The sequence below is a fragment of the Micromonospora sp. NPDC003241 genome (genome assembly GCF_053589795.1).
The window spans coordinates 1-21,951 of record NZ_JBSFSO010000045.1 but is presented as its reverse complement, the minus strand read 5'-3'; the positions used below and the strand labels follow the sequence as shown (position 1 = coordinate 21,951).

The 21,951-nt window shown below is 71.4% G+C and carries 23 protein-coding genes; 12 read left to right on the top strand and 11 right to left on the bottom strand.

Annotation, left to right across the window (positions count from 1 at the left end; all coding sequences use genetic code 11):
• Positions 1-127 precede the first annotated feature (127 nt).
• Positions 128-688: a helix-turn-helix domain-containing protein gene (locus ACWDVW_RS26785; RefSeq protein ID WP_350696223.1), complete on the bottom strand. Its 561-nt coding sequence runs from the start codon at positions 686-688 to the stop codon at positions 128-130.
• 66 nt (positions 689-754) lie between these two features.
• On the opposite strand from ACWDVW_RS26785, the gene ACWDVW_RS26780 reads away from it, so the two are divergent.
• Positions 755-1,624: an AzlC family ABC transporter permease gene (locus ACWDVW_RS26780; RefSeq protein WP_449954050.1), complete on the top strand. Its 870-nt coding sequence runs from the start codon at positions 755-757 to the stop codon at positions 1,622-1,624.
• Entirely contained in the window at positions 1,618-1,926 is a 309-nt protein-coding gene (locus tag ACWDVW_RS26775; protein WP_176094924.1) for an AzlD domain-containing protein, read from the top strand. Before ACWDVW_RS26780 ends, ACWDVW_RS26775 begins: the two co-directional genes overlap by 7 nt.
• 55 nt (positions 1,927-1,981) lie before the next feature.
• Here ACWDVW_RS26775 and ACWDVW_RS26770 read toward each other — a convergent pair whose 3' ends face one another.
• The 3 genes from ACWDVW_RS26770 to nadA form a co-directional block, all read right to left on the bottom strand.
• Positions 1,982-2,584, bottom strand: a complete 603-nt coding sequence (locus ACWDVW_RS26770) for a DUF3043 domain-containing protein (RefSeq protein ID WP_449954046.1) — start codon at positions 2,582-2,584, stop codon at positions 1,982-1,984.
• 84 nt (positions 2,585-2,668) lie between these two features.
• Positions 2,669-4,024 carry a UDP-N-acetylglucosamine 1-carboxyvinyltransferase gene (gene murA, locus ACWDVW_RS26765; RefSeq protein ID WP_449954043.1) on the bottom strand — a complete coding sequence of 452 codons (1,356 nt, stop codon included), beginning with the start codon at positions 4,022-4,024 and terminating at the stop codon, positions 2,669-2,671.
• Positions 4,025-4,237: 213 nt separating this feature from the next.
• Positions 4,238-5,413 (bottom strand): quinolinate synthase NadA, encoded by a 1,176-nt coding sequence (gene nadA, locus ACWDVW_RS26760; RefSeq protein ID WP_350696232.1) that lies wholly within the window; start codon positions 5,411-5,413, stop codon positions 4,238-4,240.
• A 68-nt stretch (positions 5,414-5,481) separates the two neighbouring features.
• Here nadA and ACWDVW_RS26755 point away from each other — a divergent pair, with 68 nt between their 5' ends.
• The 3 genes from ACWDVW_RS26755 (at position 5,482) to ACWDVW_RS26745 (ending at position 8,503) form a co-directional block, all read left to right on the top strand.
• Entirely contained in the window at positions 5,482-6,621 is a 1,140-nt protein-coding gene (locus ACWDVW_RS26755) for a glycerate kinase family protein (protein ID WP_449954041.1), read from the top strand.
• Positions 6,622-6,805: 184 nt separating this feature from the next.
• Positions 6,806-7,174: an iron-sulfur cluster insertion protein ErpA gene (gene erpA / locus ACWDVW_RS26750; protein WP_007072244.1), complete on the top strand. Its 369-nt coding sequence runs from the start codon at positions 6,806-6,808 to the stop codon at positions 7,172-7,174.
• Positions 7,175-7,525: 351 nt separating this feature from the next.
• Positions 7,526-8,503: a carbohydrate kinase family protein gene (locus ACWDVW_RS26745; RefSeq protein WP_449954037.1), complete on the top strand. Its 978-nt coding sequence runs from the start codon at positions 7,526-7,528 to the stop codon at positions 8,501-8,503.
• 181 nt (positions 8,504-8,684) lie between these two features.
• On the opposite strand, the gene ACWDVW_RS26740 is transcribed toward ACWDVW_RS26745, so the two are convergent.
• Positions 8,685-8,909: a sulfurtransferase TusA family protein gene (locus ACWDVW_RS26740; RefSeq protein WP_449954035.1), complete on the bottom strand. Its 225-nt coding sequence runs from the start codon at positions 8,907-8,909 to the stop codon at positions 8,685-8,687.
• Positions 8,906-10,057, bottom strand: coding sequence for a cysteine desulfurase family protein (locus ACWDVW_RS26735; protein ID WP_449954032.1), 1,152 nt, complete (start codon positions 10,055-10,057; stop codon positions 8,906-8,908). The genes ACWDVW_RS26740 and ACWDVW_RS26735 overlap by 4 nt, the downstream gene beginning before the upstream one ends.
• A 195-nt stretch (positions 10,058-10,252) precedes the next feature.
• Here ACWDVW_RS26735 and ctaC point away from each other — a divergent pair, with 195 nt between their 5' ends.
• Both ctaC and ACWDVW_RS26725 read left to right on the top strand, forming a co-directional pair.
• Positions 10,253-11,224: an aa3-type cytochrome oxidase subunit II gene (gene ctaC, locus ACWDVW_RS26730; RefSeq protein WP_449954029.1), complete on the top strand. Its 972-nt coding sequence runs from the start codon at positions 10,253-10,255 to the stop codon at positions 11,222-11,224.
• Between the two features lie 11 nt (positions 11,225-11,235).
• Positions 11,236-11,664 carry a cytochrome c oxidase subunit 4 gene (locus tag ACWDVW_RS26725; protein WP_396752363.1) on the top strand — a complete coding sequence of 143 codons (429 nt, stop codon included), beginning with the start codon at positions 11,236-11,238 and terminating at the stop codon, positions 11,662-11,664.
• A gap of 1,092 nt (positions 11,665-12,756) precedes the next feature.
• Here the strand turns inward: ACWDVW_RS26725 and ACWDVW_RS26720 are convergent.
• From ACWDVW_RS26720 to ACWDVW_RS26705, 4 genes are all read right to left on the bottom strand, one after another.
• On the bottom strand, positions 12,757-12,960 hold the full coding sequence (locus ACWDVW_RS26720) for a hypothetical protein (RefSeq protein WP_449954026.1): 204 nt from the start codon (positions 12,958-12,960) through the stop codon (positions 12,757-12,759).
• 280 nt (positions 12,961-13,240) lie between these two features.
• A complete protein-coding gene (gene trpD / locus ACWDVW_RS26715) occupies positions 13,241-14,284 on the bottom strand; it encodes an anthranilate phosphoribosyltransferase (RefSeq protein WP_449954023.1) in 1,044 nt (347 codons plus the stop codon).
• Positions 14,285-14,372: 88 nt separating this feature from the next.
• A complete protein-coding gene (locus ACWDVW_RS26710; RefSeq protein WP_131055539.1) occupies positions 14,373-14,768 on the bottom strand; it encodes a response regulator in 396 nt (131 codons plus the stop codon).
• Positions 14,769-14,939: 171 nt separating this feature from the next.
• Entirely contained in the window at positions 14,940-15,953 is a 1,014-nt protein-coding gene (locus ACWDVW_RS26705) for a cytochrome c oxidase assembly protein (RefSeq protein WP_449954019.1), read from the bottom strand.
• A gap of 108 nt (positions 15,954-16,061) precedes the next feature.
• Here ACWDVW_RS26705 and ctaE point away from each other — a divergent pair, with 108 nt between their 5' ends.
• The 5 genes from ctaE (at position 16,062) to ACWDVW_RS26680 (ending at position 21,140) form a co-directional block, all read left to right on the top strand.
• Positions 16,062-16,661 carry an aa3-type cytochrome oxidase subunit III gene (ctaE, locus tag ACWDVW_RS26700; RefSeq protein WP_162854382.1) on the top strand — a complete coding sequence of 200 codons (600 nt, stop codon included), beginning with the start codon at positions 16,062-16,064 and terminating at the stop codon, positions 16,659-16,661.
• 72 nt (positions 16,662-16,733) lie between these two features.
• Positions 16,734-17,570 carry a cytochrome bc1 complex diheme cytochrome c subunit gene (gene qcrC, locus ACWDVW_RS26695; protein WP_449954017.1) on the top strand — a complete coding sequence of 279 codons (837 nt, stop codon included), beginning with the start codon at positions 16,734-16,736 and terminating at the stop codon, positions 17,568-17,570.
• A gap of 8 nt (positions 17,571-17,578) precedes the next feature.
• Positions 17,579-18,664 (top strand): cytochrome bc1 complex Rieske iron-sulfur subunit, encoded by a 1,086-nt coding sequence (gene qcrA, locus ACWDVW_RS26690; RefSeq protein ID WP_449954112.1) that lies wholly within the window; start codon positions 17,579-17,581, stop codon positions 18,662-18,664.
• A complete protein-coding gene (gene qcrB, locus ACWDVW_RS26685) occupies positions 18,661-20,286 on the top strand; it encodes a cytochrome bc1 complex cytochrome b subunit (RefSeq protein WP_449954014.1) in 1,626 nt (541 codons plus the stop codon). Before qcrA ends, qcrB begins: the two co-directional genes overlap by 4 nt.
• A 167-nt stretch (positions 20,287-20,453) precedes the next feature.
• Entirely contained in the window at positions 20,454-21,140 is a 687-nt protein-coding gene (locus tag ACWDVW_RS26680) for a DUF4142 domain-containing protein (protein WP_449954011.1), read from the top strand.
• 117 nt (positions 21,141-21,257) lie between these two features.
• Here the strand turns inward: ACWDVW_RS26680 and ACWDVW_RS26675 are convergent, their stop codons facing one another.
• On the bottom strand, positions 21,258-21,545 hold the full coding sequence (locus ACWDVW_RS26675; RefSeq protein ID WP_117228404.1) for an Lrp/AsnC family transcriptional regulator: 288 nt from the start codon (positions 21,543-21,545) through the stop codon (positions 21,258-21,260).
• Between the last annotated feature and the right edge of the window lie 406 nt (positions 21,546-21,951).

Genomic DNA, 21,951 nt, shown 5'->3' with positions numbered 1-21,951 from the left:
CCACTGCGGCACCCTCGTCGAACTCAAACGTTATCCTATTGATCAGGACATTTAGGGCTTTGATCGGGTCGGACTTCCAGCGATCCGCAACCCTTGGTCAACTCGCCGTCGCGGCACCCGTCACGAGTCAGGGATGCTCCATCACCAGCACCGCGAACGTACCCGGTGCGAGGGCCTCGTAGCGGTGCGGGGCGTCGCCCGGGAAGGTCGCGTAGTCTCCCGGGCCGAGTTCCACCTGGTCCCGTTCGGGGCCGCAGCGCAGTCGGCCGGCGCCCACCACCACGTGCTCCACGCTGCGCGGGGTGTGCGGGTCGGCGGTCCGCACCCGGCCCGGCTCCAGCTCGATCAGGTACACGTCCCGGCGGGCGTGCGCGGCTCCGGCGGTCAGCAGCGTGCCGACGAAGTCGGCGTGCTCGGAACGGATGCGGGGACCGTCCCCGGCCCGGACCACCCGGACCGTGGTGGCCGGCGGCTCGACCAGCCGGCTGAACGGCACGTCGAGCGCCACTCCCAGCGCCCACAGTGTCTCCACACTCGGGTTGCCGACGCCGGACTCCAGTTGCGACAGCGTCGACTTGGCGATGCCGGCCCGCCGGGCGAGCTCGGTGAGGGAGATGCCCACCCGTTGCCGCTCGTAGCGGAGGGCGGCGGCGATGGTGGCCAACGGGGGAGTGGGTTCGGGGGCCATGGTTCGCTCCGTCGGTCATGCTGTTCTATTTGACGAACATCAGCGGCGTGTTCATCATGATGAACCATGCGTACGCCAGAACGAACACCGGGGGCCGGCGTCCTCCGGGACGTCGCCGCCATCGCGGCGGCGATGGTCGCCGTGGGCGCCTCGTTCGGCGCGGTCGCCGTGGCGGCCGGAATACCCGGCTGGGCCACCGTGACGATGTCGGTCCTGGTGTACGCCGGAGGCGCGCAGTTCATGGCGGTCGGGTTGCTGGCCGCCGGCAGCCCGGTCGCCGCCGTCCTCGCCGGGCTGCTGCTCAACGCCCGGCACCTGCCGTTTGGGTTGACCCTCGGTGACACGATCGGCCGCCGCCTGCGGCACCGTCTGCTCGGCAGTCACCTGATGACCGACGAGGCGACCGCGTTCACCCTGGCCCGGCCGCCCGGTGCCGACCGCCGCCGGGCGTTCTGGCTCGCCGGGGTGCTGCTCTTCCTGGCCTGGAACGCCGGCACCGTGCTCGGCGTGCTGGCCGGCGGGGTGGCCGGTGACCCGGCCGCACTCGGGCTGGACGCGGCCTTCCCGGCCGGCCTGATCGCCCTGCTGCTGCCCAGCCTGCGTGATGCCGAGACCCGGCGGATGGCGCTGGCCGGTGCCGTGGTGGCGGTACTCACCACGCCGCTGCTCCCCGCCGGCCTGCCGGTGCTGCTCGCCCTGGCCGGCCCGGGGCTGCTGGCCGTCCAGCGGATCCGGACCGGTCGGACGCGGGTCGACGCAGCGCAGACCGCCGCGCCGGGCGGTACGCCGCAGCACTCCATGCCGGTCGACGCGCTGGAGGCTCCCGCTCCGGGCAATCCGCCGCAGATCGCTGCGCAGCCGGTCGACACACCGACGGTCGACGTGCCGGGGGCCGATCCGGTGCCGGCCGGGCGAGGGGAGAAGGAGCCGTGCTGATCGCGGCGATCGTGGCGCTGGCCGTCGGGACGTACGCCTTCCGGGTCGCCGGGGTGCTGCTGCGGGACCGGCTCGACCTGCCGGCATGGGCGCGGCAGTTGCTGCCGGTCGGCGCGGCGGCCCTGCTGGCGGCGCTGGCGGCCACCGCGGCGCTGACCGAGGCGGGCGGGTTCGCCGGCTGGGCCCGCCCGGCGGGGGTGCTGGTCGGGGTGGCGCTGGCCTGGCGCCGGGCGCCGTTCGTGGTGGTGGTCCTCGCCGCCGCCGGCACCGCTGCGGTGCTGCGCCTGCTCGGCGTGCCGTGACCGGTGCCGGTCGCCGGCCGGAGAGGGTCGCCGCCGCGCGGCGGCGACCGGCGGGTCAGACCGGGTCGCCGAGGGCGACCCGAGGCTCCGGGGTACGCAGCTTGCGGAAGGTGATCGACCGCATGATCGCGTAGAAGTAGAGCGAGCCCATCCGCTGGTCGGTGCGGGGGAAACGTTCCCGGACCAGCTTCTTGATCTTGCGCGAGATGAGCACGGAGTCGATCACCACGCCGAGCGCCAGCGCGCCCCAGAGCAGGTTCGAGGCGAGCCGGATCTCCGGAGGCATCGCCTGGTTGGAGCCGATCAGCACGACCAGCGCGCCGCCGAAGAACCAGGTGCCGACGGTCCGGCGGGAGTCCACCACGTTGCGGGCGAGCAGCCGCTCCGGCCCCCGGTCGCGCGGACCGCCCTCGCGCCGGAACTCCGCCGACGCCTCGGCCCGCCGCTGGCGACGCAGCGCCTTGGCCTCGTCCTTGCTCAGCGGCTTGGTCGCGCCGGCCGGCCGGCGGCCGCTGACGGGCCGCTTGGGCGTCTCCCGTCCCTTGCTCGGCGTGTAACCACGCGCACGAGTGGACTCCGACTCCTCCTCGGCCGGGGTCTCCGGCTCGGTGACGGGATCGGCGAGGTCGGCGGACTTACGACGAAACAGCGACGGCACGCGGCAAGGGTAGCCAACGCCACGAGGCCGGTGCACATCGGTGCACCGGACCCGTGCGAGAGGGGCCGGATTCCCCAGCCGAGGTCAGGGTCGCTCGACGTGCGCGCCGAGGTCGGCGAGCTTCGCCTCGAAGTCCTCGTAGCCCCGGTTGATCAGGTCGACGCCGTACACCCGGGAGGTGCCCTCGGCGGCCAGCGCGGCGATCAGGTGGCTGAAACCGGCCCGCAGGTCGGGGATGACCAGGTCGGCCGCGTGCAGTTTGCTCGGCCCGGCGATCACTGCGGAGTGCTTGAAGTTGCGCCGGCCGAAGCGGCACGGGGTGCCGCCCAGGCAGTCCCGGTAGACCTGGATGTTCGCGCCCATCGTGTTGAGCGCCTCGGTGTAGCCCAGCCGCTGCTCGTAGACCGTCTCGTGGACGATCGACAGGCCCCGCGCCTGGGTCAGCGCCACCACCAGGGGCTGCTGCCAGTCGGTCATGAAGCCCGGGTGCACGTCGGTCTCCAGGGCCACCGCGTTCAGCTCGCCGCCCGGGTGCCAGAACCGGATGCCGCCCTCCTGGCCCGGGCTGCCCAGCTTCGGCGGGCGGGCGTCGGTCACCTCGTACTCGCCGCCGACCGAGCGGAAGACGTTCAGGAAGGTCATCATGTCGGCCTGCTCGGCGCCGAGCACCTCGACGTGACCCCGGGTGGCCAGAGCCGCCGCGGCCCAGCTCGCCGCCTCGATCCGGTCCGGGATCGGCCGGTGCGTGTAGCCGTGCAGTCGGGGCACGCCCTGGATCTCGATGACCCGGTCGGTGTGCACCTTGATGATCGCGCCCATCTTCTGCAGGATGCAGATCAGGTCGATGATCTCCGGCTCCACGGCGGCGTTGCGCAGCTCGGTGACGCCCTCGGCCATCACGGCGGTGAGCAGCACCTGCTCGGTCGCGCCCACACTCGGGTAGGGCAGCGAGAACTTGGTGCCGTGCAGGCCGTTCGGGGCGGACAGGTGCAGCCCTTCGGGGGTCTTCTCGACCGTGGCGCCGAACTCCCGCAGCGCCTGGAGGTGGAAGTCGATCGGCCGGGGACCGATGTGGCAGCCGCCCAGGTCCGGGATGAAGGCGTGGCCGAGGCGGTGCAGCAGCGGTCCGCAGAACAGGATCGGGATCCGGCTGGAACCGGCGTGCACGTTGATCTGGTCGGTGCTGGCGCTCTCCACGTTGGCCGGGTCGAAGACCAGCTCGCCGTCCTCGAGGCCGTCGGTCACCTTGACGCCGTGCAGCCCGAGCAGGCCCCGGACCACCTCCACGTCGCGAATCTTGGGTACGTCGAACAACCGGCTCGGGCTGTCGCCCAGCAGGGCGGCGACCATCGCCTTGGAAACCAGGTTCTTCGCACCGCGCACGCGGATCCGCCCTTGAAGCGGGGTGCCTCCGTGTACGACCAGGACGTCGTCGGTCAACGCAACCTCCAGCGCGTGCGTGCTGTCGTATCGATCTGGGTCACCGCAGGTGGCTACCCACGGCGCGGTCGCGGCCAAACGCACACGCCCGCGGTGTCTCGTCCGCCCGGCAGCATAGCCCTCTGTGATGAGAATGGATCCGGTCACACTACCCCTGGGGGCATTTATCGGTGATCCGGCACTTTTGTGTACGGCAATGGTTGCCGAGAGTGATCAGGCGCCCGGTAGTGCGAGCATCTGGTCCAGCGCCACCCGCGCGTGGTGCGCGGTGTCCGCGTCGACGGTGATCCGGTTGACCACCCGACCCGCGACCAGCTCCTCCAGCGCCCACACCAGGTGCGGCAGATCGATGCGGTTCATCGTCGAGCAGTAGCAGACGGCCTTGTCCAAGAACATGATCTGCTTGTCCGGGTGCGCCAGCGCGAGCCGGCGGACCAGATTCAGCTCGGTGCCGACCGCCCATGCCGAACCAGCCGGAGCCGCCTCGATCGTACGGATGATGTACTCCGTCGAACCGACCAGATCGGCGGCGTTGACCACCTCGTGCCGGCACTCCGGGTGCACCAGCACGTTCACGCCCGGCACCCGCTCGCGTACGTCGTTGACGCTGTCGAGGGTGAACCGGCCGTGCACCGAACAGTGCCCCCGCCACAGGATCATCCGCGCGTCGCGGAGCTGCTCGGGCGTCAGCCCACCGCCCGGCTTGTGCGGGTCGTAGAGCACGCAGTCGTCCAGCGAGAAGCCCATCTCCAGCACCGCCGTGTTGCGGCCCAGGTGCTGGTCGGGCAGGAAGAGCACCTTCTCGCCCTGCTGGTAGGCCCACTCCAGGGCCCGCTTGGCGTTCGACGAGGTGCAGACCACCCCGCCGTTGCGACCGACGAAGCCCTTGATGTCGGCCGACGAGTTCATGTAGGTCACCGGGACCGTCTGCGCCGCGATGCCCAGCTCGGTCAGGACGTCCCACGCGCTCTCGACCTGCGGCAGCGCGGCCATGTCCGCCATCGAGCAGCCGGCCGCCAGGTCCGGCAGGATCACCTGCTGGGCGTCCGAGGTGAGGATGTCGGCGCTCTCGGCCATGAAGTGCACACCGCAGAAGACGATGTACTCCGCGTCCGGCCGGGCGGCGGCCTCGCGGGCCAGCTTGAACGAGTCACCGGTCACGTCGGCGAACTGGATCACCTCGTCGCGCTGGTAGTGGTGCCCCAGTACGAAGACCCGGTCGCCGAGCGCCGCCTTGGCCGCCGCCGCCCGGGACACCAGATCGGGGTCGCTCGGTGCCGGCAGGTCACCCGGACACTCCACGCCACGCTCGGTGGCGGGATCGCTGCCACGGCCGAGAAGCAGCAGCGCAGTCGCGGTGTTGGAGGGCTCAACCCAGGTCGACGTCACGCCCACCATGGTCCCACAGCATGACCAGCGTGCCGCCCGAGCCGGTGTGGGCTGCCACACTGCCAGGCATGCGCGTACTGCTCTGTCCGGACAAGTTCGCCGGCACGCTGCCGGCCCCCGAGGTCGCCGCTGCGGTGGCCGACGGCTGGCGGGAGATCGCGCCCGGCGACGATCTGCTGGTCAGGCCGCTGGCCGACGGCGGGCCGGGCTTCCTCGACGTGCTCGCCGGCGCGCTGTCCGGCCGGCGGGTGCCGGTGCCGACGACCGATCCGCTGGGCCGTGCCGTCACCGGTGAGATCCTGCTCACCGACGATGGCGCGACCGCCTGGCTGGAGAGCGCCCAGGCGTGCGGACTGCACCTGCTCGACCCCGCCGAACGCAACCCCAGGGCCACCACGTCGTACGGGCTGGGTCAGTTGATCGCCGCCGCGGTCGAGGCGGGCGCCCGGACGGTGGTCGTCGGGCTGGGCGGCTCCGGCACCAACGACGGCGGCGCCGGGATGATCACCGCCTTGGGCGCCGTCCCGCTGGACGACACCGGCGCCGCTCTGCCGTACGGCGGTGCCGCGCTGGCCGCCGCCGCCACGCTCGACGGGGCGCCCCGGCTGCGCGACGCCCGCCTGATCGCCGCCACCGACGTCGACAACCCGCTGCTCGGGCTGCACGGCGCGAGCAACGTCTTCGGGCCGCAGAAGGGCGCCGACCGCGCTGACGTGCTGCTGCTCGACGCCGCGCTCGGGCGCTGGGCCGAGGTGCTCGAACGCGACCTGCCGGGCTGTCCCAGCGGGCTCGGCGCGCTGCCCGGGGGCGGCGCGGCCGGCGGTGTCGGTGCCGCGCTGCTGGCCCTCGGCGGTCGGTGCGAATCCGGCATCGGACTGGTCAGCCGCGCGATCGGGCTGGAGACCGTGCTCGACGAGGTCGATCTGGTGGTCACCGGCGAGGGCAAGTTCGACCACCAGTCGCTGCGCGGCAAGGTGGTGGCCGGTGTGGCGGGCGCCGCCCGGGACCGGGGCGTACCCTGCGTCGTGCTCGCCGGCCAGGTCAGCACCGGTCGGCGCGAGGCGGCATCGGTCGGCGTGACCGACGCGTACAGCCTGGTGGAGCACTTCGGCGGCGAGGAGCGCGGCGGGCTGGCGGCGGCGATGGAACGTCCGGCCCAGGGGCTGCGGGAACTCGGCTCCCGACTGGCCCGGCAGTGGAGCCGCTGACCGCAGCTCGTCCCCGGAGCACCCCGGTGTCCGGCGTGCGCCGGAGGAGCCCGTCACGCTGCCGGGTCACCGGGCGCTCGGCGGCCTACAATCAGAAGCTGGACCGCTGTGGGAATCGCTGACCGGCGAACGACGTTGGCCAGGGGAAGACCACTTCTTCGAACGCGCGCAGGGAGAATTCCACGTGACCACGCCAGCGCAGACCGAGTCGACCGAGGCCAAGGCCCCCACGTCCGTCGTCCTCACCGACGTCGCGGCGCAGAAGGTCAAGGCCCTGATCGAGCAGGAGGGCCGCGACGACCTGCGGCTCCGCGTCGCCGTGCAGCCGGGTGGCTGCTCCGGCCTGCGGTATCAGCTCTTCTTCGACGAGCGTTCGCTCGACGGTGACGTCGTCACCGACTACGACGGTGTCGAGGTGGTCGTCGATCGGATGAGCGCCCCCTACCTGACCGGCGCCACCATCGACTTCGCCGACCGGATCGACGCCCAGGGCTTCACCATCGACAACCCCAACGCAGGCAACTCCTGCGCCTGCGGCGACTCCTTCAGCTGAGTCTCCAACCAACCTCCGACGGCGGAACGGCCCCCCGGCCGTTCCGCCGTCGCGCGTCCCACCCCCACCCACCCCCACCCGCGCTCCGCGCTCCCGCCCGCCCCCCGCCCGCCTGCCTGCGGTGATCAAGAGGTTTTGGTCACGTGAGGGCGGCCGGGAGGGCGAAAACTCCTTGATCAACCCGGCCGGCCGGGTGGGGACGGGGGTGTGGCTGGTGGGTTGGTCGGGGGCGGGATGGTTTGGGGTGGTGGGTGGGTAAGTGGGCGGTGGGGGAGGTTGAGCGGGCTGGTCGCTCGGCAGGCGTGGTGCCGGTAGGCTGACCGCGCCCTGATCCCGACCCCGAGGGTTGCCATGAAGATCGCCGTGACCGGCTCGATCGCCACCGACCACCTGATGAGCTTCCCGGGCCGGTTCGCCGACCAGCTCATCGCCGACCAGCTGCACAAGGTCTCGCTCTCCTTCCTGGTGGACGATCTGGTGCTGCGCCGGGGCGGAGTGGCGGCGAACATCGCGTTCGGCATGGGACAGCTCGGCCTGCGTCCGGTGCTGCTCGGGGCCGTCGGCGCCGACTTCGCCGACTACCGTTCCTGGCTGGAGCGGCACGGGGTGGACTGCGACTCGGTGCACATCAGCGAGGTGGCGCACACCGCCCGCTTCGTCTGCACCACCGACACCGACATGTGCCAGATCGCCTCCTTCTATGCCGGCGCGATGAGCGAGGCGCGCAACATCGAGCTGCACCCCGTCGCGCAGCGGCTCGGCGGGCTGGACCTGGTCCTGGTCGGCGCCAACGACCCGGAGGCGATGCTGCGCCACTCCGCCGAGTGCCGCGAGCGCGGTTACCGGTTCGCCGCCGACCCGTCCCAGCAGCTCGCCCGGATGGACGGCGAGGACGTGGTGTCGCTGATCGACGGCGCCGAGTACCTGATGACCAACGACTACGAGAAGTCGCTGCTGCAGAGCAAGGCCGGGCTGAGCGACGCGCAGTTGCTGGACCGGGTCCGGATCCGGGTCACCACGCTGGGCAAGCACGGCGTGGAGATCGCCGGGCGGGACTTCGCCCCGATCCACGTGCCGATCGCCCGCGAGGCCCAGGCGATCGACCCCACCGGCGTCGGCGACGGCTTCCGCGCCGGGTTCTTCACCGCGCTCTCCTGGGGCGTCGGGCTGGAGCGCGCCGCGCAGGTCGGCTCGCTGCTGGCCGCACTGGTGCTGGAGACCGTCGGCACCCAGGAGTACCAGGTACGCCGCGACCTGTTCGTCAAGCGCCTCGCCGAGTCGTACGGCGACGAGGCCGCCGACGAGGTCCGCCCCCACCTGCTGCCCTGACCACTGCACCGTCGCGGTGCCTGAACGGTGTCCCGGCTCTCGATCCCGAGCGGTTCCGCTGCGGCGGACGGGATCGAGAGCCGATCGTGGGTCAGGTGCGGTGTTAGCAGGGGACCCCGGCTATGCACGAGGCGTTAATAAGGTGCCCTTCCTTTCACAGCGTCCGGCGGACGTCGCCCTTTCACGTAGAGCGGCGGACGTCGTAGCCGGGACCGGGGGCGGCGCCCAGGAACTCCTGCTGGCGCATCCGGCACCAGGCCGGGATGTCCACCGCCGCCGCCGGGTCGTCGGCGAGCACCCGGATCACTGCGCCGACGGGCAGGGACGGCAGTCGGCGGGCCAGCGCGATCACCGGCAGCGGGCACCGCTGGCCGAGACAGTCGAGCACCTCGTCGGGCGTCGTCACAGCCCCACCACCCCCGCCTCCGCCCGCAGGTCGGCCACGATCTGCGGCAACTCGGCGAGGAAGCGGTCCACGTCCGTCTCGGTGGTGCCCCGGTGCAGCGAGACCCGGACGTTGCCGTGGGACAGCACCCCCATCGCCTCCAGCACGTGTGACGGGCGCAACGTCGACGAGGTGCAGGAGGAGCCCGACGACACCGCGAAGCCCCGCCGGTCCAACGCGTGCAGCAGCGCCTCGCCGTCGACATAGAGGCAGGAGAAGGTGACCAGGTGCGGCAGCCGCCGCTCGGGATCGCCCACCACCTCGACGTCCGGCACGTCGGCCGCCACCCGGGCCCGGATCCGGTCCACCAGCGGCGCCAGCCGGGCCGCCTCGGCGTCGGCGTCGGCCGCCGCCGCGCGCAGGCTCGCCGCCGCCGCGACCACCGCCGGCAGGTTGACCGTGCCGGGCGTACGCCCCGACTCGTGCTCGTCCGACGGCCACGGCGACTCCCAGCGGGTGCCCTTGCGGACCACCAGCAGCCCGACGCCCGGGGGACCGCCCCACTTGCGGGCGCTCGCGGTCAACACCGACCAGCCGGCCGGCACCGGTACCCGCCCCACGACCTGGGCGGCGTCGACGTGCAGCGGCACCCCCGCCTCGGCGCAGGCCGCCGCCGCGTCCTCGACCGGCTGCACGGTGCCCACCTCGTGGCTGGCGGCGATCAGCGCGGCCAGCGCCACCCTGGGCCCCGCCACCGCCGCCGACCAGGCGTCCAGGTCCAGCCGGCCGGACCGGTCGACCGGCACCTCGGTGGTGGTGCCGCCCCGCGCCACGTGCTGCTCGGCGGCGTGCAACACCGCCGAGTGCTCGATCGCCGAGTGCACCAGCCCCGCCCCGACACGTCGACGGCCGACCAGGCCACCCAGCACGGCCGCGTGCGCCGCGCTCGTACCGCTGGGAGTGAAGGAGAGCTCGTCGGGGCGTACGCCGAGGGTGTCCGCCGCCGCCTCGCGGGCGGCGTCGAGCAACTGGCGGGCGCGGCGGGCCTGGGTGTAGAGCCGATCCGGGTCGGCCCAACCGTCGTCGAGGGCGACCAGCAGCGCCTGCCGAGCGACCGGATGCAGCGGCGCGGCGGTGGCCGCGTCCAGGTAGACCGGGGAAGGAATCACGTCTGCCCACGCTATCGCCTCGGTCCGCGCAAGATCCCCCGTCCAGGGCGGAGACTGACCCCAACCGGGTCGAGCCCGTCATGGTCGAGTAATCTGCGACCGTCGGTGACGCCTTTGCCGCTGGTGTGGTGGTTCCGCTCGGCGGAGCCGGCCGGACCGAGGAAGCACCGCGGCGCGCTAGGGAGGCAGGACCAGGTGGTCGCAAGGAGTTCGGAGGTACGGCCGACGGCCGTGCGGAGCAGCGCATCCCCAGGAGCCGTCGGGCGTCGGGGGCGTCGCGCCGGGCGTCTTGTCGGGCTCGGCTTCGGCGGGGCGGCGCTGCTGGTCCTGCTCACGGGCTGTGACGTCGGCGCGGCGTTCGGCGGCTTCGGCTGGCCCCAGGGCGGCATCACGCCGGAATCCCGGCGGATGTACGACCTGTGGATCGCCTCGTGCATCGCCGCGCTGGTGGTCGGCGTCTTCGTCTGGGGCCTGATCTTCTGGTGCGTGGTGCGTTACCGCAAGCGCGGCAACGAGCTGCCCGTGCAGACCCGCTACAACCTGCCGATGGAGTTCCTCTACACCATCGCGCCGGTGCTGATCGTGGCCGTGCTCTTCTACTACACCGCGGTCGTGCAGACCGACGTGGTGAAGACCACCAACAACCCCGACGTCACCGTCGAGGTGGTCGCCTTCAAGTGGAACTGGCAGTTCAACTACCGCGACGGCCAGGGCGTGGACGCCGACACCACCGCCTCGGTGCTGGGCACCAGCGAGGTCATCCCGATCCTGGTGCTGCCGAGCAACCGGTCCATCCGGTTCGAGGAGACCAGCCGCGACGTCATCCACTCCTTCTGGGTGCCGGAGATGCTGTTCAAGCGGGACGTGATGCCGGGCAGCATCCGCAACGTCTTCGAGGTCTCCTCGCTGGAGTCCGAGGGCGCGTACGTGGGCCGCTGCGCCGAGCTGTGCGGCAGCTACCACGCCTTCATGAACTTCGAGCTGCGGGTCGTCTCGCCGGAGAACTTCGACCGGTTCCTCGCGGCCAAGCAGGACGGGGCGTCGACCCAGGACGCGCTGACCGCGATCGGCGAGGAGCCGTACGCGATCACCACCAAGCCGTTCGACACGCGCCGTACCCAGGACAACTTCAACCAGGCCAGCACCACGGCCGGCGCGGGAAACTGAGGTAACCCCGGATGAAGACCGAGTGGCGCATCTTCCTCATCATCGCCGCGTTCCTGCTGTTCGCCACCGCCCTCTACGGCGGTTGGACCTTCGCCGACTCGGGCGGTCGGGTCGAGTGGATCGGCACCGTGGCCCTGCTGCTGTCGTTCCTGCTCTGCTCCATGTGCGGCGGCTTCTTCTGGTTCGTCTCCCGCCGGATCGACCTGCGTCCCGAGGACCGTCCCGACGGTGAGATCGCCGACGGCGCGGGCGAGATCGGCTTCTTCAGCCCCGGCAGCTACTGGCCGTTCGGTCTAGCCCTGGCCGCCGCCATCGCCGGCCTCGGCCTGGTGTTCTGGCAGCTCTGGTTGCTCGTCGCCGGCATGGTGGCAGTGGTCTTCGCCACCTGCGGCCTGCTGTTCGAGTACTACAGCGGCACCCGGCGCACCGCCGAGCACTGATCGGCGCACCGACCTGGTGAAAGCCCGCCTCCCTGAGGGAGGCGGGCTTTCCCGTGTCCGTCTCCGTGTCTATGCCCGTGCCTCCGACTCCGTCTCCGTGTGCGTGTCCGTGTGTGCGGTCGCTGCGGCGGGATGAGGTGTGTCGCGTGCCTACGGGACGGGGGGATGCGGAGAGGTGTCGCGTGCCTGCGGGGAGGCGTCGCGTGCCTGCGGACCCGGGTAGGTATCGCGTGCTGCGACCCCGGAGATGCGGGTAGGTATCGCGCGCTGCGGACCCGGGGATACGGGTAGGTGTCGCGTGCTGCGGGACCGGAGCGATGTGTACGTCGCGTGCTGCGGGGCCGGGGAGACGAGCAGGCGTCGCGTCCGCCGTCGACGTGGCGGGTGAGGTGTGTCGCGTGCTGCGGGACCGGAGCGGCGAGGGTGAGGAGGACGCCCTTGTCACCCTCGGGTCGAGCGGCACGTGGTGGTAGCGCGTGGTGCCGCACCTCCGGACGGCTTCGATCGCCGTCACCCTCATGATCCGCGCAACTTCTTGGATACTGCTGCCTCAGGTCGGGTCTGAGGCAGCAGTATCCAAGAAGTTGCTGCCTCCCCGCCGCCACGGCCGGTGAGCAGGGATACCGCGGGCACAATGGTGCCACGGTGCCGACGGCTCCGGGCATGGCGAGGTCGTCTCGCGGACCGCTGCGGCCGTCGACAGGGATTCCGCCGGGCAGTCCGGCGGAGACTCCGGGCCAGAGCGCGTGGTGTGGGCGGTGTGCGGGGCCAGAGCGCGTGGTGTGGGCGGTGTGCGGGGCCAGAGCGCGTGGTGTGGGCGGTGTGCGGGGCCAGAGCGCGTGGCGTGGATGGTGCACCGGGCTACAGCGCGTGGCGTGGGCCTGGGCTGGGCCAGAGTGCGTGGTGCGGGCGGTGTGCCGGGCCAGGGTGCGCGGCGTGGATGGTGTGCCGGGCCAGGGTGCGCGGCGTGGATGGTGCACCGAGCCAGAGTGCGTGCTGGTCAACGCCGCCGTGGCCGTAGGTAACCAGGACCCGCTGGACGGCGACCTGGCACGTGGGTGGTGCGTCGGGCGGGGTGACGTGGGTGGAGCGTCAGGCGGCGTGGCGTGGGTGCAGCGCCCGGCGGGCGGGCGGGGTGGCCCGCGAGAGCGAGGCGTAGGGGGCGACGAAGATCGCCGTGCCGCATCCGGTGCAGAGGAGCTCGGGGCAGTCCGGACCGTGGCCGTCGGGGCAGGGCGGCATCTCGAAGGCGCGGATGTCGTCGCAGGTCTCACAGTGCAGCTCACGTACCAACATGGGCGTCTCCTCCCGCGCGTGCCGGCCGGCGGCCGTCTGGGGAACTACTCGCCTGTAGTTTCCCACGGCCGTCCGACACATCCGCGAGCGGCGACCGACCTCCGACGGGCGGGCCGTCCGACACTTACACGAGCGGCGCCGACCTCCGACGGGGCGGGCTCTCCGACACATCCGCGAGCGGCGCCGACCTCCGACGGGGCGGGCTCTCCGACACTTCCACGAGCGGCGACCGACCTCCGACGGGTTGTCCGACACGTCGGAGCGCGGCCGACGGGCCGGGTCAGGCGGTGGCGACCTCGATCCAGCGGTCGAGCGTACGAGCGGCTGAGCCGGAGTCGATCGACTCGGCGGCCCGGGCCAGGCCGGCGCGCAGGGCGTCGGTCAGGCTACCGTCCAGCGGGCCCTGGGTGGCCAGGGCGGCGGCGGCGTTGACCAGCACGGCGTCGCGTACCGGACCGGGTTCGCCGGCGAGCAGCCGACGGGCCACCTCGGCGTTGTAGGCGGCGTCACCGCCGCGCAGGTCGCTGAGGGTGGACCGGGGTACCCCCAGGTCCGTGGCGTCCACCACGGTCTCCCTGACGGTGCCGTTCTGCGCGATCCAGAAGCGGGTGGGCGCGGCGGTGGTGAACTCGTCGAGGCCGTCCTCGCCCCGCATCACGATCACCGAGTCACCCCTGGCGGCGAAGACGGCGGCCATCACCGGCGCCATGGTCGAGTCGAAGCAGCCGACCGCACCGGCGCGGGGACGGGCCGGGTTGGTGAGCGGGCCGAGGAAGTTGAAGGCGGTGGGTACGCCCAGCTCACGGCGGACCGGACCGGCGTGCCGCATGCCGGGGTGGAAGCGGGCGGCGAAACAGAAGCCGATGCCGGCCTGCTCGACGCAGCGGGCCACCCCCTCGGGACCGAGGTCCAGCGGGATGCCCAGGAACTCCAGCAGGTCGGCGGTGCCGCAGGAGGACGAGGCGGCCCGGTTGCCGTGCTTGACCACGCGGACGCCCGTTCCGGCGACCACCAGGGCGGTCATCGTGGAGATGTTCACGGTGTGCGCCAGGTCGCCACCGGTGCCGACCACGTCCAGCGCGGTGGCCCGTACCTCCTCGGGCAGCTCGACCGGGACGGCCTGGCCGAGCATCGCCTCCACCAGCCCGCTCACCTCGGCCGGTGTCTCGCCCTTGGCGCGCAGCGCCACGGCGAAGCCGGCGATCTGGGCCGGTGCGGCCGAGCCGGACATGATCTCGCCCATCGCCCAGGCGGTGTCGGCGGCGGAGAGTTCCTCGCCGCGCAGCAGCGCGGTGAGCAGGTGTGGCCAGGTCCGATCGCCCATGACGGGCCTCCCGAGCAGACGAGTGCGGGTGGGACGGGACCGGCGCCGGCTCGCCCGGCGCCGTGGCGGTGCCGGAGTCGGGCGTGCGTCAGGCGGGGGCGTGCGTCCGCAGGACCTCGGCCACCGTGGCGGCGGTGGTCACCGGGTCGAGCGGGTGGACCAGGGTGGCGTCGACCTCGGCGTACGCGGCCAGCCAGCGGTCGGCGGCGCGGGCGATCACCACACAGGTCGGCGGGGAGTTCTCGTAGTCGTCCTTGATCTGCCGGGCGATGCCGAGACCGCCGCCGGGGCTGGCCTCACCGTCGAGCAGCATCAGGTCGATCTCGAAGTCGTCGACCACGCGGACGCACTCGGCGTAGGTGGACGCCTCGACGAACTCGACGCGCAGGTCGGACGCGGGGCGGGTGCCCACGGCGAGCCGCATCCTGTCCCGCACCTGCGGGTCGTCGCTGTAGAGCAGGACGGTGCACAGACGCTCACTCATGCCGACACTCCGCTTCGCTCCGTGCTGTCCGCTGGCACCACCGCACCGAGTCCGATGACTCGCTCGCGCTCGCTCATGGTCAGACTTGCTCCCACCTCGTAGCTGCGCCGCCGATCGTACCGGTCGTGCCGACGCCCGGGACACGCCGCCCCGCGCGCCCCGCCGACCGGCTCAGGCGGCCGGGCCGGTGGTGGTCTCCGCAGCGCGTTGCCGGGCCTCCTGGCGGTCCAGCTCGCGGTCGACCCGGCGGGCCTCCCGCTCGGCCGCGCGCATCCACTGCACCACCAGGACGCCGAGCATCGTCACGCTGACGAACTCGCCGCCGGCCCAGAGGATGCCGCCGGCGAGGACCTGGTCGTCCCACGGGTCGGCCCAGGTCAGCCCGAGGGAGGGGTACCAGTCGCCGCCGAACAGGGTGCTGCTCTGCATGACGGTCAGCCCGAGCACGGTGTGGAACGGCACCGACAGCAGCATCAGCAGGGCCCGGCCCGGGTACGGCCAGCGTCCGGGCAGCGGGTCCAGGCCGACCAGCGGCCAGAAGAACAGGCAGCCGGTCATGATGAAGTGGGCGTGCACCACCTCGTGCGCCCAGACGTTCTCCAGCGTGTAGCGGTACAGGTCGGTGAAGTACAGCGCGAACGGGTTCACCACGAAGATGGCGAACGCCACCAGCGGGAACGTCCAGATCCGCACGATCCTGCTGTGCAGCACCGACAGCAGTCGCTTGCGGGGGCGGGTCGGCAGCGTACGCAGGGCCAGCGTCACCGGCGCGCCCAGCGCCAGGAAGATCGGCGCGATCATGGAGAGCACCATGTGCTGCACCATGTGCACCGACAGCAGCGTGGTGTCGTACGCGTGCAGCCCGCTGACCGTGACCGAGGCGATGCCGCCCAGGCCGGGCCCGAGGAAGAAGACCGTCCGGGCGATCGGCCAGCGGTCCCCGCGCAGCCGCAGCCGGTGCACTCCGTAGAGGTAGAGGGCGGCGGCGACCACCAGGACGACGGCGAGCCAGTTGTCCAGCTTGGCCTCGGTGACCACGGCGGTGATCTGGAAGGGCGGCGGGCCGGCGTCGGCCGCGAGCCACCCGGCACCGCCGGTCACCGGGGCCGTCGCCGGGCTGATCGCGCCCGCCGTCAGCGACGGCGCGGCCGTCACGGCCAGCGTGATCGGGTCGGTTTCCAGCACGCCAATCAGCCTAGGTCAGGCGAACCGGACGGTACCGATCGGGCCACTCGGACCACGGGTTTCACCCCCCGCTGATCGCCGGCCGTGGTCAACGGCAATAATGACCGCGTGACTGCGGCCCCAGCCATTGACAAGAGCCGGATCCACTCTCTGACGCGGCCCAACATGGTCAGCGTCGGGACGATCGTCTGGCTCTCCAGCGAGCTCATGTTCTTCGCGGCGCTCTTCGCCATGTACTTCTCCATCCGCGCGGCGGCGCCGGAGCAGTGGGCGATGCACACCGAGGTCTTGAACATCCCGTACGCGACGACGTTCACGACGATCCTGGTGCTGTCCTCGGTGACCTGCCAGATCGGCGTCTTCGCCGCCGAGCGGGGTGACGTGCACGCGCTGCGGCGCTGGTTCACGATCACCTTCGTGATGGGCCTGATCTTCCTGCTCGGTCAGCTCAACGAGTACCGCGAGCTGGTCCACCACGGCATCAAGATCAACGCTGACGGTTACGGGTCGATGTTCTACCTGACCACCGGCTTCCACGGCCTGCACGTGGCGGGAGGCCTGGTCGCCTTCGTGATCTTTATGATCCGCACCACCATGGGCCGGTTCACGCCGGCCCAGGCCACCTCGGCGATCGTCGTGTCGTACTACTGGCACTTCGTCGACGTGGTCTGGATCGGGCTCTACGCCATGATCTACTGGCTTCAGTGATCTTGGCGCGTCTCGCGCCGTGCCGCTGCTACACCCCCGCAGACAAGGTCCAACCGGTTAAGGACACAGGTCATGACTTCTGACAACGACCGCCGACGCGGCCTGCTCGCGCGGCTGCGCGGGCGGCCCGCGGCGCCCAGCAGGGGCCGCCGCCGGCTGGGTGCCGCGGTCCGGCTGGTCGCCGCGCTGATGCTGGCCGGCGGTGCCTACACCGTCCTCGCCCCGAGCGCGTCGGCGCAGGAAAACCCGCCGCTGAGCAGCGCAGCCGCAGACGGCAAGGCGCTGTTCGACGTGAGCTGTGTGACCTGTCACGGTCGCAACGCGCAGGGGGTCGAGGGGCGCGGGCCGAGCCTCATCGGCGTCGGCGCGGCGTCGGTCGAGTTCCAGGTCGGCTCGGGCCGGATGCCGATGGCCCGGCAGGAGGCCCAGGCGGCGCGCAAGCCCGTCGTGTTCAGCCCGGACGAGATCGACCAGCTCGCCGCGTACGTCCAGGAGCTCGGTGGCGGCCCGGTCGTGCCGGCCGGCGACAACCTGCACGAGGACGGCAACCTCGCGGTCGGCGGCGAGCTGTACCGGATCAACTGCTCGCAGTGCCACGCCTTCAGCGGCGGTGGCGGCGCCCTCTCCTCCGGCAAGTACGCGCCGAGCCTCGCGCCGGCCACCGACCGGCAGATCTACGCCGCGATGCTCAGTGGCCCGCAGAACATGCCGGTCTTCGGTGACAACCAGATCACGCCGGAGCAGAAGGCCGACATCATCGCCTACATCCAGCAGACGCTGAAGTCGGACGGCGACCCGGGCGGGTTCAACCTGGGCCGGTACGGACCCTCCACCGAGGGTGTGGCGATCTTCCTGATCGGCATCGTCGCGCTCGTCTTCGCCAGCCTGTGGATTGCGGGCAAGTCGTGACCGAGCGAATGAGCACCCACACCGAGCAGCCAGCCCACCCGGGCCACGAAACGGTGGACGTGAACGACCCGGCGCTGAGCCGGTTCGACATCGTCCGCGAGGGCGCCCGTCGGGACGACATCGAGATCGTCCACTACGAGGAGCAGGTGGCCCCGGGCAGCAAGGCCGAGCGCCGGCTGGTCCGTACGGTGGCGGCGATGTTCCTGGTCACCGGCCTGGCCGCGACGGCCTTCCTGGCGGTCTACATCTGGTGGCCCTGGGAGTACCAGCCGGGCCGTGGCGGGGACAAGTACTTCACCCCGCTGCTCGGCACGACCCTCGGCATCGCCCTGCTGGGCATCGGCTTCGGCGTCCTGACCTGGGGCAAGAAGCTGCTGCCCAAGGAGGTGTCGATCCAGGACCGGCACGAGGGCGTGGTGGCCAGCGAGGACCGGACGATCACCGGGCAGACCATGCTCTACATGGCCGACGAGCTCGGCGTGAAGCGTCGCCCGCTGCTCGGCATGTCGCTGCTGGCCGGTCTGGTGCCGGTCGGTGCGGTCGCCGCGGCGCCGCTGGTCGGTGGCCTGATCTCCGACCCGCACGCGAACGACCAGATGATGACCACCGGCTTCGCCCCGCAGGACGGCCAGAAGATCCGGCTGGTCCGCGAGGACGGTCGGCCGATCCGCCCCGCCGACATCAGCGCCGGTGGCCAGATCACCGTCTTCCCGGGTATCGAGCACGGGGTCAGCAACCGGTACGCCGACTCGCCGACCCTGCTGATCCACCTGCGGGACGCCGACGCCGAGACCTCGCGCCGCAACAACGAGCGCGAGGGTCACGGCGACTACATGTGGGGCAACTACGCCGCCTACTCGAAGATCTGCACGCACGCCGGCTGCCCGGCGAGCCTCTACGAGCAGCAGACCAACCGTTTGCTCTGCCCGTGTCACCAGTCGCAGTTCCTGATCACCGACAACGCCAAGCCCATCTTCGGTCCGGCCAGCCGGCGGCTGCCGCAGCTGCCGATCGAGGTGGACTCCGAGGGCTACTTCGTGGCGACGTCCGACTACACCGAACCCGTCGGGCCCGACTTCTGGGAGCGGCCGTGAAGCGGCGCAAGTTTGACGTAGCAGCGGTTCCGGGCAACACCGCCCGGGCGGTCGACGACCGCTTCCAGGTGGCCACCCCCCTGCGCAAGCTGCTCAACAAGGTCTTCCCCGACCACTGGTCGTTCCTGCTGGGCGAGATCGCGCTGTTCTCGTTCATCGTGCTGCTGCTGACCGGTGTCTTCCTGACCTTCTTCTTCGAGCCGACGATGACCGAGGTCATCTACAACGGCAGCTACGCCCCGCTGCGGGGTACGCCGATGTCGGCCGCGTACGCCTCGACGCTGGACATCTCGTTCGACGTCCGGGGCGGCCTGATCATGCGGCAGATGCACCACTGGGCCGCGCTGCTGTTCATGGCGGCGATCGTGGTGCACATGCTCCGGATCTTCTTCACCGGTGCGTTCCGCAAGCCGCGTGAGACCAACTGGATCATCGGTTCGCTGCTGTTCTGGGTGGGCTTCCTGGCCGGCTTCACCGGCTACTCGCTGCCGGACGACGGCCTCTCCGGCACCGGTCTGCGGATCGCCTCGGCGATCATGCTGTCCATCCCGGTGATCGGCACCTGGGTCACCGCCGCGGTCTTCGACGGCGAGTTCCCCGGCACGATCATCATCAGCCGGTTCTTCATCGCCCACGTACTGCTCATCCCGGGTCTGCTGGTCGCGCTGATCAGCGTCCACCTGGGGCTGGTCTTCAAGCAGAAGCACACCCAGTGGCCGGGTCCGGGTCGGACCAACGGCAACGTCGTGGGCGAGCGGATGTTCCCCCGGTACGCGATCAAGCAGGGCGGCTTCTTCATGGTCGTCTTCGGCGTGATCGCGCTGATGGGCGGCCTGATCCAGATCAACCCGCTCTGGCTGTTCGGCCCGTACGAGGCGTGGGTGGTCTCGGCGGCCAGCCAGCCCGACTGGTACGTGATGTTCCTGGACGGCTCGACGCGGTTGATGCCGGACTGGGAGATCAACATACCCATCGGCGACGGTTACGTGATTCCGCCGCTGTTCTGGCCGACGGTGGTGCTACCGGGCATCCTGGTCGGGCTCTCCACGCTCTATCCGTTCATGGAGGCCCGCTACCTGAAGGACTACCGGAGCCACAACCTGCTCCAGCGTCCCCGCGACGTGCCGTTCCGTACCGGCCTGGGCGCCATGGCCATCACGTTCTACGTGATCCTGACGCTCTCCGGCGCGAACGACGTCATCGCTGACAAGTTCCACATCAGCCTGAACGCGATGACCTGGGGTGGCCGGATCGGTCTGCTGCTCCTGCCGCCGCTGGCGTACTACGTGACCTACCGGATCTGCCTCGGTCTGCAGCAGCACGACCGGGAGGTGCTGGCCCACGGCGTGGAGACCGGCATCATCCGGCGCCTGCCGGACGGTCGGTTCGTCGAGGTGCACCAGCCGCTGACCACGCCGGACGAGCACGGACACACCGAGCTGGAGTACGCGGGCTGGGTGGTGCCGAAGAAGATGAACCGGCTCGGTGCCCTCGGCCCGGCGATCCGGGGCTTCTTCTACCCGATCGAGAAGCCGGCCGAGGCGCCGGTGTCGCCGGGTCACCCGCCCGTCGAGCCGCGCGCCGAGCGCGAGGAGATCGGCAGCGGGGAGTCCCGCCGCTGAGGTCCGTCACCACGTGACGTGGCGCCCGCCGGAGTCCTCCGGCGGGCGCCACGCCCGTTCTGGGCCTTCCGGACCGCCGCCGGGGCTTCCCGCCCGTCGTCGGATCGCAGGAATAACCCCGGCCAGCCGGGTATCCGTGCGGTCCAACGTCTCAACGGGGAGGAAGCATGTTGGGTATCAAACGCCTCGGCCTGCTGGCCGCACTGGTGCTGGTGGGTGTCGCGCCCGCTGCGGCAGCGCAGGCGGCGGCGCAGCCTTCGGAACAGGACACGCAGTACCTGCAGGCGGTGCACCAGGTCAACCTGTACGAGATCGCCGCCGGTGAGCTGGCCCAGCAGAAGGGTCAGAACCAGCAGGTCAAGGACCTGGCGCAGCAGTTCGTCACGGACCACACCGAGCTGGACCAGTCGGTGCAGGACGTGGCCGGGCAGCTCAACGTCCAGTTGCCGAACGAGCCCACCCCTGATCAGCGGACGGCTCTCGACCAGCTGAACAACGCCAGTGGTGAGGAGTTCGACCGGCTCTGGGTGACCCAGGGTCTGGCCGGCCACCTGCAGGCCATCCAGGCGACCCAGACGGAGATCTCGCAGGGCACCGAGCCGCAGGTGGTCCAGCTCGCGCAGACCGCGCTGCCGGTGCTGCAGGCGCACTACGACGCCCTGGTGACGCTGGCCGAGGAACTGGGCATCCCGGTCCCGGAGACCAGCGCCAGCGGTACGCCTGGCCCGGGTGGCACGGTGCCGGCCCCGGGTGGCACCACCCCGGCTCCGGGCGTCACCGAGGAGACCCCGGGTGGCCCGACCGAGTCGCCGGTGCCGGGTGGCACCGAGGTCCCGGTGCCGCAGCAGAGCTGATCCGGCGGTGAACGCGGCGAGTCGGTCCGTCCCACGGATGGACCGGCTCGCCCCGTCGTGGCAGGAAGCGGAGTGGGTCCTCACCTCGGCGTCGGGGCCGGGCGGCGTGGTGACGCCTCAGTCGGTGGCGCCCAGGCCGATCGCGAACGCCTCCTCCAGGTCGTGCCGGGAGTACGCGCGGAACGCGATGTGCGACTCGGTGTTGAGCACCCCTGGCACCTTGGAGATGCTGCCGGCGATGATCTGCGCGATCTCCTCGAACTCGCGGACCCGGACCATGGCGATCAGGTCGACGTGCCCGGCCACCGAGTAGACCTCGCTGACCCCGGGCAGGTCGGCCAGCGCCTCGGCCACCTCGGGGATCGAGTCGGTGGCGCAGTCGATCAGGACGATCGCGGTGATCACGGCAGGTCTCTCCGTTCGTCGGCGTCGCTGCCCATGCTATGGCCTGCCCACCGGACCCGCGCCCGAGTGCCGGACCCGCCCCGGAGTGCCGGACCCGCGCCTGAGTGCTGGACCCGCCCCCGGAGTGCCGGAGCCTCGCCGGGTGTCGGCGTACAGGCCCGAGTGCACAGGTAGGTACGCCGGAGCGTACAGAGATCGACGCACCAGAAGGAGTCAACGACGTCTGTCGAGCAGGCCTCCATGTCGCACGGCAGGCCGCCTCGCTGATTACACTCCGTTACTGCCAGGGGCAGCCGCGCTCGCACCGGATCGCGGCAGATCCGGGCATCGGATCAACGTCCCGCCGGCGCACTCGCTCGCCAGCCTCAAGGTCGTGCTCGATCCGGGATCGAGTGGTTACGGAAGC

Bases quoted from the DNA above. Each gene is read 5' to 3' on its own strand.
- ACWDVW_RS26710 (WP_131055539.1), bottom strand. From the start codon at position 14,768: ATGAGTGAGCGTCTGTGCACCGTCCTGCTCTACAGCGACGACCCGCAG.
- ACWDVW_RS26725 (WP_396752363.1), top strand. From the start codon at position 11,236: ATGAAGACCGAGTGGCGCATCTTCCTCATCATCGCCGCGTTCCTGCTG.
- ACWDVW_RS26745 (WP_449954037.1), top strand. From the start codon at position 7,526: ATGAAGATCGCCGTGACCGGCTCGATCGCCACCGACCACCTGATGAGC.
- qcrA (WP_449954112.1), top strand. From the start codon at position 17,579: ATGAGCACCCACACCGAGCAGCCAGCCCACCCGGGCCACGAAACGGTG.
- ACWDVW_RS26755 (WP_449954041.1), top strand. From the start codon at position 5,482: ATGCGCGTACTGCTCTGTCCGGACAAGTTCGCCGGCACGCTGCCGGCC.
- ACWDVW_RS26785 (WP_350696223.1), bottom strand. From the start codon at position 688: ATGGCCCCCGAACCCACTCCCCCGTTGGCCACCATCGCCGCCGCCCTC.
- qcrC (WP_449954017.1), top strand. From the start codon at position 16,734: ATGACTTCTGACAACGACCGCCGACGCGGCCTGCTCGCGCGGCTGCGC.
- ACWDVW_RS26680 (WP_449954011.1), top strand. From the start codon at position 20,454: ATGTTGGGTATCAAACGCCTCGGCCTGCTGGCCGCACTGGTGCTGGTG.
- trpD (WP_449954023.1), bottom strand. From the start codon at position 14,284: ATGGGCGATCGGACCTGGCCACACCTGCTCACCGCGCTGCTGCGCGGC.
- ACWDVW_RS26780 (WP_449954050.1), top strand. From the start codon at position 755: ATGCGTACGCCAGAACGAACACCGGGGGCCGGCGTCCTCCGGGACGTC.
- ACWDVW_RS26720 (WP_449954026.1), bottom strand. From the start codon at position 12,960: ATGTTGGTACGTGAGCTGCACTGTGAGACCTGCGACGACATCCGCGCC.